The 13,079-nt window shown below is 65.9% G+C and carries 11 protein-coding genes and 2 pseudogenes; 8 read left to right on the top strand and 5 right to left on the bottom strand.

Going from position 1 to position 13,079, the window contains the following annotated elements:
- The first annotated feature begins 2 nt into the window (after positions 1 to 2).
- From SNA_RS15885 to SNA_RS15850, 8 genes are all read left to right on the top strand, one after another.
- Entirely contained in the window at positions 3 to 719 is a 717-nt protein-coding gene (locus SNA_RS15885; protein WP_030063123.1) for a tryptophan 2,3-dioxygenase family protein, read from the top strand.
- A 60-nt stretch (positions 720 to 779) separates the two neighbouring features.
- Positions 780 to 992 (top strand): MbtH family protein, encoded by a 213-nt coding sequence (locus SNA_RS15880; RefSeq protein WP_030063122.1) that lies wholly within the window; start codon positions 780 to 782, stop codon positions 990 to 992.
- A 3-nt stretch (positions 993 to 995) separates the two neighbouring features.
- Positions 996 to 1,475, top strand: a complete 480-nt coding sequence (locus tag SNA_RS15875; RefSeq protein WP_030063121.1) for a winged helix-turn-helix transcriptional regulator — start codon at positions 996 to 998, stop codon at positions 1,473 to 1,475.
- A 76-nt stretch (positions 1,476 to 1,551) separates the two neighbouring features.
- Positions 1,552 to 2,790, top strand: a complete 1,239-nt coding sequence (locus SNA_RS15870; RefSeq protein ID WP_051877035.1) for a cytochrome P450 — start codon at positions 1,552 to 1,554, stop codon at positions 2,788 to 2,790.
- 63 nt (positions 2,791 to 2,853) lie between these two features.
- Positions 2,854 to 3,399: a flavin reductase family protein gene (locus SNA_RS15865; RefSeq protein ID WP_241779681.1), complete on the top strand. Its 546-nt coding sequence runs from the start codon at positions 2,854 to 2,856 to the stop codon at positions 3,397 to 3,399.
- A 27-nt stretch (positions 3,400 to 3,426) separates the two neighbouring features.
- Positions 3,427 to 4,491 (top strand): LLM class flavin-dependent oxidoreductase, encoded by a 1,065-nt coding sequence (locus SNA_RS15860; RefSeq protein WP_030063118.1) that lies wholly within the window; start codon positions 3,427 to 3,429, stop codon positions 4,489 to 4,491.
- A gap of 39 nt (positions 4,492 to 4,530) precedes the next feature.
- Positions 4,531 to 6,297 carry an amino acid adenylation domain-containing protein gene (locus tag SNA_RS15855; protein WP_044365545.1) on the top strand — a complete coding sequence of 589 codons (1,767 nt, stop codon included), beginning with the start codon at positions 4,531 to 4,533 and terminating at the stop codon, positions 6,295 to 6,297.
- A 68-nt stretch (positions 6,298 to 6,365) separates the two neighbouring features.
- Complete coding sequence (locus SNA_RS15850) at positions 6,366 to 7,589, top strand: cytochrome P450 (protein ID WP_030063116.1); 1,224 nt, start codon at positions 6,366 to 6,368, stop codon at positions 7,587 to 7,589.
- 371 nt (positions 7,590 to 7,960) lie between these two features.
- Here the strand turns inward: SNA_RS15850 and SNA_RS15845 are convergent, their stop codons facing one another.
- The 5 genes and pseudogenes from SNA_RS15845 to SNA_RS42320 all read right to left on the bottom strand — a co-directional run bounded on the left by SNA_RS15845 (position 7,961) and on the right by SNA_RS42320 (position 12,790).
- Entirely contained in the window at positions 7,961 to 9,019 is a 1,059-nt protein-coding gene (locus SNA_RS15845; protein WP_030063115.1) for an amidohydrolase family protein, read from the bottom strand.
- A 1,057-nt stretch (positions 9,020 to 10,076) separates the two neighbouring features.
- Positions 10,077 to 10,846, bottom strand: a pseudogene (locus tag SNA_RS15840) (IS630 family transposase); the annotation flags it as partial.
- A gap of 383 nt (positions 10,847 to 11,229) precedes the next feature.
- Positions 11,230 to 11,410: pseudogene (locus tag SNA_RS39610) on the bottom strand (IS701 family transposase); the annotation flags it as partial.
- Positions 11,411 to 11,834: 424 nt separating this feature from the next.
- The gene (locus tag SNA_RS15830; RefSeq protein ID WP_044365543.1) at positions 11,835 to 12,632 is read right to left on the bottom strand and encodes a peptidoglycan-binding protein; all 798 of its coding nucleotides are present in this window, start codon (positions 12,630 to 12,632) and stop codon (positions 11,835 to 11,837) included.
- Positions 12,629 to 12,790 carry a hypothetical protein gene (locus SNA_RS42320; protein ID WP_157879932.1) on the bottom strand — a complete coding sequence of 54 codons (162 nt, stop codon included), beginning with the start codon at positions 12,788 to 12,790 and terminating at the stop codon, positions 12,629 to 12,631. The genes SNA_RS15830 and SNA_RS42320 overlap by 4 nt, the downstream gene beginning before the upstream one ends.
- Between the last annotated feature and the right edge of the window lie 289 nt (positions 12,791 to 13,079).

Genomic DNA, 13,079 nt, shown 5'->3' with positions numbered 1-13,079 from the left:
CGATGACAAGTCTGACCTATGCGGACTACCTGAATCTCGACACCCTGCTCTCGCTACAGGCGCCGCGTACACCCGACACCGCGGAACGTTCGGTCATCCTGGCCGAGCACTTCTTCGTCGTCGCGCACCAGTCGAGCGAGCTGTGGCTCAAGCAGATCGCCGCCGACCTCGACGCTGCGGTCGATGCCCTCCGCCCCGAATACGGGCCCAGCGACCCCGAATCGGGAAGCGAGCTGTTGGAGCGGGCGGCGGAGCTGTTACGCATCCTGCTCGAACAACTCGCCGCTCTCGACAAGCTGCCGGTACGGCACTTCGCCGAATTCCGGCCGTACCTTGGCAGCGCCAGCGGAGCCGAATCGGAGCAGTTCCACTACCTGGCCGAGCTGCTGGGTGACGATCAGCATCCGGGCAGGCTGTACGAGGCGTTCGCCGCGGCGACGGAACACAGCGGCACCACGGTCGCCGAGGTCTGCCGGCGCGGCCCGCAGGCCGGAGTCCACCACCGGATCGCCGAGAATCTACTGGACATCGGCAACCGGTACTGGCGCTGGAAGGTGGGACACCTGACCCTGATGTCAAAGATGCTCGGGGAACAGCCTGGCACCGGCGGGACCACCGGTGCCGCCTACCTGATCAGCCGCATCATCGTGCCGTTCGCCGAGCTGCGGCGATTGCGCGGCCGACTCCACGAGGACCTCGTCGGTAGACCCGCACAGTGATCTCGAGAGCGCCCGCCCCACCGGTCGCGCACCGGAACGTATCGGACAGTGGAGTCTGCTGTGAGCACGAACCCGTTCGACGACGAGAACGCCTCCTTTCACGTCCTGGTCAACGGAGAAGGCCAGTACGCGATATGGCCGACGTTCTCCGACCTTCCCGCCGGCTGGACGATCACCGCCGGTCCGAGCAGCCGAGCGGACTGCCTGGAACACGTCGAGCAGAACTGGACCGACCTGCGACCCGCCAGCCTGCGCGGCACCACAGACAGCTAGGAGGTGCTGAACTTGGTTGCCCGCATTCCCGACTGCCCCCTGGCGAGAACGGTCGGCCAGATTGGCCAGTGGTGGACGCTGGAGATCCTGCACGAGACCTTCGACGGACACACCAGTTTCGCGGCGATCCAGGAGAACCTCGGACTACCGACTGAGGTGTTGACCGAGCGGCTCGCCGCACTGGTCGACACCGGCATCCTGGAACCCCACGGCGACCAGGGAGGCATCTCCCGTACCGAGTACCTGCCGACTGTCCTGGGCTGTTCCCTCCGGCCGATCCTGCTGGTCATGGCGGCTTGGGGCAATCACCGCCTGGAGCCCGACCAGCGCAGCCTGATCCTCGTGGACGTCACGACCGGCGAAGAAGCCGAACCGGTCGTCGTCGACCGGGCCACCGGCCGTCGCGTCGACACCACCGGCTACGCCTTCACGGCGGGCCCGGCCGCGAGCGAGGCCCTCCGTGCCCGCTATCGGAAGCGCTAGCAGGCCCGGCCATTCCCGAAGCCCCTCCCCCCATGCGCGGCAGCCTGGCCGGCCGCCGTGCGGTCAGGAGACAAACATGTCCACCGCCCCTCTCTCCGACGTCAGCCCGCGGGGCGAGAAGCTGCCGAGATACCCATTCACCCGCACCCCCGGCTGCCCGTTCGACCTGCCCGCCGAACTTCAACAACTGCGCCGGACAGAGTCGATCACCCGGGTGTCGCTCTGGGACGGAAGCAATCCCTGGCTGCTCACCCGGTACGAGGACGTCCGTTCGGTCCTGGCGGACCGGCGGTTCAGCTCCGACCGGAGGCAACCGGGCTTCCCGCCGAGTTCGGCCGGCCAGCGGATCCGCAACGAGGTCTCCCCCTCCTTCGTCGGGATGGACGATCCGGAACACGCGCGCCACCGGCGGATGCTGGTCGGGGAGTTCAGCGCACGGCAGACCGCAGGACTGCGCCCGATGGTGGCGGAGATCGTGGACAGCCTGCTCGACGAGATGGCGCGGCAGACCGGGCCAGTCGACCTGATGGAGTCGTACGCGATACCCCTGCCCTTCATGGTGGTCTGCCGGGTGCTCGGCGTCCCCTACACCGACCGCGCCTTCATCGAGGAGCACCTGAACGTCCGCCTGGACGCCCGCTCCTCGCCCGACCTGGCCCGGGAGAGCATCTCCCGGATGCATGACTACGTCCTGGAGCTCGTCAGGCAGCGCGAGACCGAGCCGACCGACGACCTGCTCGGCCGACTCGTCCAACGTCGCGTGCACACTGGCGAGTTGACGCGAGACCAAGCCGCATCGATGGCTGAACTGCTGCTGGCCGCCGGCAACGAGACCACCTTCCACATGATCGGCCTCGGGACACTGATGTTGCTGCGCGACCCCGAGCTGGCCGCCGTGGTGCGCGACGGCGAACCGGCTCAGGTATCCAGCGCGGTCGAGGAACTCCTGCGCCTGCTCAGCATCGCGCACGCAGGGCGTCGGCGGGTGGCCCTCGAAGACGTCACGATCGGTGGCGTGACAATCCGCGCCGGGGAGGGCGTGATCGCGGCCACGAACATGGCCGACCGTGATCCCGACGAGTTCCCGCAGCCCGACCGGCTGAACCTGGGCCGCACTCGCAACCGCCACCTGGCGTTCGGTTTCGGCCCGCACCAGTGTCTGGGCGCGAGCCTGGCCAGGCTTGAACTACAGCTGGCATACCCGGCACTGCTACGCCGCTTTCCGGCCCTGCGGCTCGCGGTGCCGGAGGCAGAACTGCGGTTCATCGACGGAAAGGTCATATACGGCGTGGAGGAAGTGCCTGTCAGCTGGTGAACGGAAGTCGCGACCGCACCATCACAGCCACACCGAAGGGCGTCGATAGCCATGTCGGAACCCGTGACCACGGCCCGGCCGACCGTCACCCCGACGCAGTTCCGTACCCTGATGTCGACCTTCCCAGCCGGCGTAGCGGTCGTGACGGCCTCGGAGCCCGGCGGGCCGCTCCGGGGCACGACCTGCTCGTCGGTCTCCAGCGTCTCGACCGAGCCGGCGACCCTGCTCGTCTGCCTGCAGCAGGACAGCCCGACGTTGGCGGCCCTGCTCGGGGCTGCCAGCTTCGCGGTAAACCTGCTCCACGACCAGGCCGAGGCCGTGGCCGAACTGTTCGCGTCCCGCGTCACGGACCGCTTCGACCAGGTCCGTTGGAGGCACGAGCCCTGCTTCGGAGGGCCGCACCTGTTCGATGGCGCCCACACGATTGCGGACTGCCGGGTGGCCGGGACGGCGCTCGTCGGCGACCACGTGGTCGTGTTCGGCGAGGTGTTCCAGGTGAGCACACCGGCTGGTCCGTCGCCCAACCCCCTGCTGTACGGACTGCGCAGCTACTGGTCGCTGGGTCCGGTACCCAAGGCGGTCAACACGATCTATTCAGCGCGTCCTTGACGAAACCAATAGAAGAGGAGTGAAGTCGTGGAGTTCGGAGTTTCCCTGTTGCCGGACACCGGCCCCGAAGAGCGCTCGGGTCGTGACTACTACGCGGACCTGCTGGCGGTATCCCGCCTTGCCGACCAACTGGGCCTGGACTACGTAAAGATGACCGAGCACTACCTGCGCCCGTACGGCGGATACTGCCCGAGCCCGCTCATTTTCCTGTCCGCTGTGGCCAGTGTCACAAACAGGATCCGACTGATGACCGGAGGGATCCAGGCATCCTTCCACCATCCGATCCAGTTGGCGGCGCAGACTTCCCAGTTGGACGCGATCAGCGACGGCCGACTGGACGTGGGCTTCGCCCGGGCCTTCCTCCCCTACGAGTTCGAGGCGTTTGGCGTCGATCTCGACAGCAGCACGGAGCGGTTCCGGGAGACCGTACGGGCCGTGCTGCGCCTGTGGACCGAGCAGAAGGTGAGCGAGGACAATCCGTTCTTCCGCTACACCGACGTGACATCGTTCCCGGCTCCGACGCAGGAACCGCATCCACCGACCTGGGCCGCGGCGCTGTTCACGAAGTCCAGCTTCGAATGGATCGGCGACATGGGGATCAACCTCCTGATGTCCGCCCCGCCACGCCGCGAGGACATGGCGCACACCCAGAAAATGATCAACCACTACCGGGACCACTTCGCTCGGGCCGTGGGCTCCACGACAGAACGGCACTCGAAGGTCGCTATCAGCATCCCGCTGCTGATAGCGGAGTCGGACGACGAGGCCGGCCGCCTGGGCCGACGGCTGCTCCGGAAGCACTGGGCCCGATTCAGCGAGGCAGCGGCCTCGTGGCACAACGTGTCCTCTCCCGCGTACCAGGGATACCAGGAGGCCGTTCAGAAGAAATACGGCAATGACGTGAGTGACACGGAGCTCGACTCGACGGCCTTCTTCGGCTCCCCCGAGAGCGTGGTGGACAAGGTACGGGAAGTCCGCAAGACGCTCGCACCGGACGTGATCCTTTGGCAGGTCGACTTCGGTCAGCAACCGCTGAAGGTCATGGAGCGCACCCTGAAGCTCTTTGCCGACCAGGTGCGCCCGCACCTCTAGCCGTCGAAGCCTTCGAACGAGCGAGAAAGCGGGATCGCAGTGAAGCACTTACTCGGCTCTACCTTTCCAGAACTGTTCGAATCCACCGCCGCGGTGTCGCCCCGCGCACCGGCGGTCACCTACCACGACACGACGATCAGTTACGCGCAGTTGAACGACCGAGCGAACCGGATGGCACGACGGCTTATCGCCCAGGGAGTGGGGCCGGACTCACTGGTCGCGGTGGCGGTACCACGGTCGATCGACCTGGTGGTAGTGATCCTCGCCGTGCTCAAGGCAGGCGGCGCCTACCTGCCGCTGGATCCGACCTATCCGGAGACCCGGCTGTCCTCCATGCTGGCGGACGCGCAACCACTGCTGCTGCTGAGGACAGCGCGAACTCGCCTGTCCGGAGCGGACATTCCCGAGATCGTGATCGACGCCCCCGGTTTCCGGGCTGCCTGTGAATCGGAGCATGGTCATGACATCATCCAGAGCGAGCGCCTAGGAGAGCTCCGGCCCTGCCACCTGATGTACGTGATCTACACATCAGGGTCGACCGGCCGGCCGAAAGGCGTGGCGGTGACTCACGACGGTGTTCCCGACCTGGTCGCGACGCAGTCCTCCTGGCTCAACGCCGGCCCTGGCGACCGCGTCCTGCAGTGGGCGTCGATCAGTTTCGACGCCGCGTTCTGGGATCTCACCCTGGGCCTGTTGTCCGGCGCGACCCTGGTGATGGCGGACGCCGACGACCTGCTGCCGGGTCAGCCCCTGAAAGAGGTACTCGTCCAGCACGACATCACGCACGCGGTACTGCCCCCCGTGGTCCTGAGCATCACCGACAGCGACAATGCGCTGAAGGGCGGGACGATCATGTCCACCGGCGACGCGTGCACCAGAGCACTGGTCCGGGAATGGTCGCGCGGCAGGCGCATGTTCAACGGCTACGGACCCACCGAGGTGACCGTCGGATCCACCATCGCCGGACCCATCAGCGACGCTGACGAGATCAGCATCGGAGTCCCGTGGACCGGCGCCCGGGTCTACCTGCTCGACGAGCGGCTACAGCAGGTCCCCGACCGCCAGGAAGGCGAGCTCTACCTGGCCGGCACCGGTCTGGCACGCGGCTACCTGAACCGTCCGGGCCTGACCGCGACCAGGTTCGTGCCGGATCCCTTCGGCCCGCCGGGAAGCAGGATGTACCGGTCGGGAGACCGCGGCTGGCGCAGGGCCGACGGTGAGCTCTTCTTCACCGGCCGGGCCGACGACCAGGTGAAGGTCCGCGGTTTCCGCATCGAGCTGGGCGAGATCGAGGCGTGCCTGGCCAATCACCCCGCCGTCGACATCGCCGTGGTAGCGGTAGAAGGGCAGCTCGCTGACGCGCTCGTTGTCGCATACGTCAAGGCCCGGTCCGGTTCCCCGGTCACCGGTGCTGAGCTACGTCGGCACGTCGCGCAGTCCCTGCCGGAGCACATGATCCCCGCCACGGTCACCCTGCTCGAACAGTTCCCCGCCTCGCCGAACGGCAAGATCGATCGCAAAGCGCTGCACACCTCGGCGCATCCCGTCGCACCTCGCCCGACGCCCGAACCGACAGAAGGGGATACCACGCCTGAAAAGGTCTTGTACCGCGTGGTCACCGAGGTCCTCGGTCTGCCGCATGTGAATCCCGAGGACAATCTCTTCGAGCTGGGCGGGAATTCCGTGACCGTGGCCAAGCTCACCACCCGGATCCGCAAGGAGCTGGGGGTGAACCTGCCGATGCGATCCGTCTTCCAGACGCGCACCCTGTCGGAGCTGGCACAGGCACTCCAAGCGTTGAAGTAGCCGCTTCCGTCCGGCCTGGAGCCCACCTCGCCGAACCGTCACCGACCTTCGATGAAAGAGAATCCCGGATGAGCACGGCCGTCTCCCCTGTCCACTCACTCGACCTCACCGACCCGGCCACCTTCGTCACGCACGATCCGCGCGACTTCTGGCGTGAGGTCCGCAGGCGCGAAACCGTGTACTGGCATGAGGCCACCGAGCGGCACCCGGGGTTCTGGGTAGTGGCCGGACACGCCGACGTGCAGTCGGCCTACAACAACCCAGAAGCATTGAGTTCCGCCCGTGGAACCGTCCTGGACGTGCTGCTCCGCGGTGACGACTCCGCCGGGGGGAGGATGCTCGCGGTCTCCGACCGCCCCAGGCACCGGCTGCTCCGCAACCTGATGCAGCGCGCGTTCTCCCCCCGGGTGCTCCACGGCGTCGCGGAGCGGATACGCCAGCGCACCACATCCCTCGTCGGCGCGATGACCGGGACCGGGCCGTTCGACTTCGCGACTCAGATCGCCGAACACATCCCGATGCAGACCATCTGCGACCTACTGTCCATACCCGAGCAGGATCGCCAGCAGCTCCTGGAATGGAACAAGCGGACGCTCTCCTCGCCGACGCCGGACGCGGACGAGTTGGATTCGCTCAGCGCGCGCAACGAAATCGTCCTCTACTTCATGGAGTTGGCCGACGAGCGCCGGTTGAGGCCCGGCGACGACGTGGTCAGCATGCTGGCGACTGCTGTGATGGGCGACGGCGTTCTTCCCCTGGAGGACGTCGCACTCAACTGCTACAGCCTGATCCTGGGAGGTGATGAATCCTCACGCATGTCGGCGATCAGCACGATCCGCGCCCTCGCCGAGCACCCCGACCAGTGGCAGGCTCTCCGCGAGGGCCGAGTCCCGATCGACATCGCCGTGGAGGAACTGCTTCGCTGGGCGACTCCGGCCATGCACTTCGCCCGGACCGCGACGCGTGACCTCGTGATCGGCGGCAAGGACGTCCGCGCGGGCGACATCGTCACGCTGTGGAACACCTCGGCGAACGACGACGAGACCGTGTTCGAGGCCCCCGGCGACCTAAACCTTTCCCGGACCCCCAACAAGCACATCTCCTTCGGCCACGGCCCGCATTTCTGCATAGGCTCCTACCTGGGACGATCGGCGTTGAACGCCCTCCTCCGCTCCCTGGTGGAATCCGTCGCTGACTTCGAACTCGTCGGCGAACCGACGCGGATCTACTCGAACTTCCTGTTCGGCTACCGAAGCCTTCCAGTTCGCTTCCGTCCCCGCGGGCGTGGTTGATGATGGGGGAGATCCAGAGCAAGAACGAGTCGTCCTTCCCGGCCCGCGGACTGGTCGCGAGCCGTTCCGCGTTCGCGGCGATCGGCTAAGGACTCGCCCCCGGTTACCGCCTCGACGACATCGTCGCGCAGGTACGGCGAGCTCTCCGATGGCTGATCGAGCACGCGTCCGAACGCCATCGCCAAACTTCCGAGAGCCAACGGCGGGCGTAACGGACCAACGTCCTCGACCAGTTCAGCGATCATCCCGGGTGACCAGCCCAGTGACCTGACGATTGTGGATGATCACTGCACGTGGCCGGCCTTCCATCACGGATGCCATGGTCAATGACCACGGTCTCGGCGCACCAGCGCCAACCACGCACGAACTCGTTAGTCAGACAGGGTTTTCTTGGGGACGGATTCGCGGAGTCCGGCGGCCCAGGGCCCGCCAATCAGTGCCAGGGCGTTGTCGCGCTCCAGCTTGCGTCGTTTCCCCGGCGGCAGTTGCAGAGCGTCAAGCTCGGCCATGGTGTACTCCAGGCCGAACTCCGTTGGTGTCCAGGGGTAGTCGCCTCCCAGGACGATCGTGTGCTCGCCGACTTGGTCGACGACGAGCCGGATGGCATCCCGGTTCTGGGAGTGCGTGTCCATCCAGATCTGGGACAGGATCTGACGTAGATCTCGAGACGCCCAGGAAGGGGTTTCGCCACCAAGGAGCCGCTGGCGGAGATGCTCCTGCTTGTTGTGGAAGTCCCAACGCCCACAGCAGAACGGGGCAATGCCAGCCAACTGGCAGAACATGAACCGCACGCTCGGGAAGCGCTCGAACACCCCGGCGTTGGCCATCAGGAACAGTGCCATGGCATCGGCCAGCAGGAAGCCCAGCCCGTGCAGCAGAAAAGCCGTCTCGTTGAGCCGCATGGGCTTCACCCAGCCCGGCCACGCCTGGCCCGGATGCACGGTGACAGGCACATCGTATTCCGCTGCCAGTTCGAAGATCGGCAGATAGCGAGGGTCGTCCAGGGTGACTCCGTCCGACCCGGTCGTGAGGCCGATGCCGAAGATGTTCGGCAGCTTCAGCGACCGCTTCAGCTGTGCGAGCTCGTCGCCACCGCCCATGGGGTCGACCACTGCGGTCGCCAAAAACCGCCCCTCGGCGGCTTGGAGGTCCTCGGACAGCGAGCGGTTGTATGCCTCGGTCACCTCGGAGAGTGGCCCCATGCCTCGGAGATGGTCCGTTCCGGTGCTGATGATCAGGCCGATGTCGACACCCGTCTGGTCCATGACCTGTGCCATCACCCGCAGGTCGCGATAGGCGGGCCGGTCCTGCGCGATGCGCATCAGATCCAGTTTGCCCAACTCGTCGGTTCGGCGAAGCGGGTTGGGCATCGCTGTGGGGATGTAGTGAAGGTGGCAGTCGATACGTCGGACGTCGCCGATAGGCAGCATGCGGGCGCCTCCCCGGGCCATTTAGTTGTGACTGCATAGATAGGAATACCCATCATAGGCGTCCCCGGCTTGCGAGGGAGTAGGTCAAACGGGTGAGCTGGATTCGGGTGTGTCGATTCAACGCCCTGGCTCACATTCGGTGGTAGCGGAGCGTGACTGGGCTCGTTGGCATCGTGTGCGAGATGTCAACGAGCTCGTGGATACGGTGCTTTCGGGGCTGGGTCTGCTGGCTGTCGAGGATGTGGTCGACGAGGCCGAGCGGATCTGGGTGCGGGTGCGGACGCCCGAGGGCTCGGCTGCATGCCCGGGCTGAGGGCCTTAGCGAACAGCACAGACTCCTCACCGAGCTGCTGACCTGTTCACGTCGCTACGGCTGTAACCAGGGCCCGCAACGGTTGGATCAATTCGGGTGGTCGCCGCGGGCGGCAGATTGCAGCAGGTCGGTGGCGACGGCGAGGAGCGTGGTGCGGCCGACCGGGGTGTTCAGGATCGGGCATTCGGCGCGGACCCGGGAGGCGGTTCGGGGGGCGAGGAGGGAGTAGGCATACAGCAGCGCCGACTCGTAGTCGGCCGGCGCGAGGCCGAATCCTTCGAAGTCGAGCAGTGCTGGCCCGGTAGTGGTGAGGTTGGCGAAGTGGCGGTCGCCGTGCGCGGTGGCTCAAGCGATCTCCTTTGGTGCAGAGACGCCGGTGTATTGGGGGAGAGCGCGGTCGATCCACTGCCGGCGCACCGCCACCCGCCCGGTGGGGCGGCGGCGATGGTTCCAGGTCGGAATAGCGGGTCGGCGAGGACCAGTTCGTACTTCGGTCCGGCTCCGGCCTGCCGTCGGCGGGCACCGTGGCGCCGCTCACGCAGCGCGGATTCCCGTCAGGCCTGCCTCCGAGGGGTCAACTCCTCGATCAAACCGCTGAGATGTGTGCGGGAGAAGCCGGTAAAGGCAGGATGGGACAAGGCCGCACGGGCCCACCTCTTCTTGATCACACTCGAAGAACCCGTGCGGCCCCCTCCACGTCACGGCCACGCTCCCGATCTTCACGTCGTTACTGACTTCGGCTCGTCAGGGTGGCGTTGGGCTGTCGAGGGCCAGGCCGGTGCCGGCTATGAAGCCGTCGAGGGTGTCGGGCCGGTACTGGAGACCTTTGAGTCGGTTGCGGACGAGAGTTTCGAGCCGGTCGAGGGCCATGACAGCGAGGTTGGCGAGGCTGCGTTTGACGTGTGCCCACACCCATTCGACCGGGTTGAGGTCCGGCGAGCAGGCGGGCAACAGGAACACCGTCAGCCATGGCCGTTCGGCGATGAGGTTGCGCATCGTGCGGGAGACATGGGTGTTCAACCGGCCCCACACCAGCACGATCGGTGCTCTGACCAGCTGGTGGGTACCGTCGACCAGTGCGATGAAGTCGCGTTCGCCCATGCTGCGACGCGTGCCTTTGCCTGCGGGGTGGGTCCGTAGGCGGTGGCAGAGTCGGGTCCGGGAACCGGGCCGCATCGCGATCAGTCCGGCCACGGAGAGCCGTCCGGAACGCCGTCCGCTGACTGTCACGACCGGGGTGACGCCCCGGCGGCCCCAGGTTCGTCCGCGGGGCGGCCGTCGGGTGAAGCCTGCTTCGTCCTCGAAGCAGATGTAACCCCCGCAGACCGCCCGTGCCCTTTTACCTCCGCCCATGTCGCCTCCTTCCACCCGGTGACGGCCTGCTCGTCGCGCTCGGCGACCCGTCGTGCGGGGACCTGCGGGGAGAAGCCGAGCCGGTGCATCAGCCTCGTGGCCCCGGAGACGCTGTAAGAACCAGAAAGCCGGAGCCAAGCTTCGCGCCTACACCACCGATGACCGCATCCTGGCCTGGGACAAGACCCTGAGCGAGAGCGAGAACGACCGCTACTACGTACGCATCAAGTAGCACCCTCACAGGACAAGGGCCCCTTTCACCACCCGAGCGGTGAAAGGGGCCCTGTCACGCCCAGCGACAGAATGTCACGTCGGCAGCGAGGTCAACCAGCGACGCCTCCTCGAGCAGGTTCTCCGCACCCGCGCGGGCCGCCGTCAGCGCCGGGCGGGCCGTTGCTGCGCGCAACTGCGGTGATTGCTATGCCTCTGTACCGGCTAGTAGGATTCCGTTAGGTTGAGGTGGATCTTGTTGGCTGGTGTCTGGTCCGGGGTCGGGGCAGGGGCTGGTGGCAGGTGTTGCACAGGCCGGTCCAGCAGTTCAGGAGGTCTTGGAGGGCATCGAGGATCTGGTAGAGGGGGAGCGAGCCCTGTGTGCGGGCTTTTGGGGAGAGCCGTTGCTCGGTGAGGAAGGCGTGGGCGGCGGTGACCAGCGTGACGTGGTGGTGCCATCCAGGCCAGGAGCGGCCCTCGAAGTGGTCCAGGCCCAAGCCGTGCTTGAGCTCCCGGTCTGGCGCCGCAGGACCAGTAGTTGGTGGCGCAGCGCCAGAATCTCGATTTCCTTCCTCCGTTCGCTCATCGGCAGCAGGCGTAGGAACGTGAAGGTGTTCGTGACCGCGAGGTAACCCAGGCGTAGCAGCACGACAGGTCATGATGCCGCCCGCGCCCTGTCTGAGTGAAGACCGCGGGCCAAGCAAGCGGGTGCGCTCGAAGATTGGTGATCAAGGCCGTCACCTGGATGGACGATTTATCGGCACCCGCACTGTCGGCCGATGTGATCGCTGAACTCGTTTCCGAAGTAGGTCCGTTGTGGCAGGAACGGCATCAGGCCAGGCTGGCCTCCCGCCCACGGCTCCTGGCCACGCTCGTCCATCCGGCAAGAGACCCGGTGCCTCCCAAACTCCTGCTCGATAAAGCCATCAGCGAGGACGGTCAGATGTTAGGGACCTGCAGCTGGTCCCAACTGGTCTTGCCGGGGATGCCGTTGGCATCGTCGCCTTCGAGGCCGAGCTTCTGCTGCCAGGCGGCGTAGGACTTCACATCGCCCGGGCCCCATATGTCGGCGTTGGCGCTCGACTGGTACCGGTTGCAGTCTTCGGCGACGAGCCGTTGGTGCATTGCGGCGATGATCGGCGATTTCTGTCCGGTGTGGAAGTACGACGCACCAGGGAACGGCTCGGTATCCGGCCCGGGGGTGGGGTGTGAATCTTTGAAGTGGTCGTACGCCTCCTGAGCCGCCGCGAGGACCTGGTCGTAGATCTTGTTCATGTACGGGCCGGCGCAGACGGTCGAAGTCCAGTGGTGGTGGTAGAAGAGGTTGCTCTTGCTGGGGCGTTCGCCGATCACTTTGGCGAAGTTCCAGCCAGCGAGACGTGCGGCGTTCTTCCAGGTGGCTTCGGCGACCGTCCAGTTGGGCCCGAGTGTTGCGTTCGCCATTTCGATGCTGATCGAGCTCTGGTTGCCGGCCTTGTTGCCGACGGCCCAGGCGTACTCGTTCACCTTGACGTACTGAGCGACGGCACCGGCGGCGTCCACGTCGAAGTGGGCCGAAGCCTTACGCGTCTTCCAGCCGTTGAGCACACCCTGGTGCGAAAGCCGACTGACATTGCCGTCGTTGTGGTGCAGCGTGACCGAAGTCTTCCTGTAGGGCGTGTGGGTGACGTGGCCCGTCGCGCTCAGCTGGTCGATGAGGTTCGAGACGGGACGGTCATAAGCGATGGTCGCAGTCACTTGGGGGCCTCCGTGTCGTTCTCGACGCCGTCCTCGGCGAAGGCGACGAAGTCGCTCTCCGGAAGGTCATCGAGGTTGTCGGTGCCGGGTCCATGGGAGGTGTCTGTCTTCTCGAGAGCCGCCTTCACGTCCTCGTCGTCGTAGTTCTTCTCGGGCATGACGCCGTCCTTTCAGTTCCACGACTTTGTGTCGCCAGTTCTACGTTCGACGAGCGATCGGGGAAGAATTCCCTCGTCGCCGTGGTGAATGGCGTTGTGGTTCGATGGGTTGTTGAGATCAGGTACTCAGGATCAAGAATCCTCGCGTCGCCAGTCGAGATGTCGTCAACCGTCATCGGATTCATGTGATGTATGTAGTTACGGTCGTGAATCTCGTAGCCGTCTACACCAAAATCACATCCATTGTCACGAACGATGATCGGTCGAATCCGAAGGTCGATCTCCCGAC

This window comes from Streptomyces natalensis ATCC 27448, assembly GCF_000935125.1.
Taxonomy (GTDB): domain Bacteria; phylum Actinomycetota; class Actinomycetes; order Streptomycetales; family Streptomycetaceae; genus Streptomyces; species Streptomyces natalensis.
Note: the sequence above shows the minus strand (reverse complement) of the source record. Positions and strands in the feature narration are given on the sequence as shown.

Bases quoted from the DNA above. Each gene is read 5' to 3' on its own strand.
- SNA_RS15885 (WP_030063123.1), top strand. From the start codon at position 3: ATGACAAGTCTGACCTATGCGGACTACCTGAATCTCGACACCCTGCTC.
- SNA_RS15870 (WP_051877035.1), top strand. From the start codon at position 1,552: ATGTCCACCGCCCCTCTCTCCGACGTCAGCCCGCGGGGCGAGAAGCTG.
- SNA_RS15850 (WP_030063116.1), top strand. From the start codon at position 6,366: ATGAGCACGGCCGTCTCCCCTGTCCACTCACTCGACCTCACCGACCCG.
- SNA_RS15845 (WP_030063115.1), bottom strand. From the start codon at position 9,019: ATGCTGCCTATCGGCGACGTCCGACGTATCGACTGCCACCTTCACTAC.
- SNA_RS42320 (WP_157879932.1), bottom strand. From the start codon at position 12,790: ATGCCCGAGAAGAACTACGACGACGAGGACGTGAAGGCGGCTCTCGAG.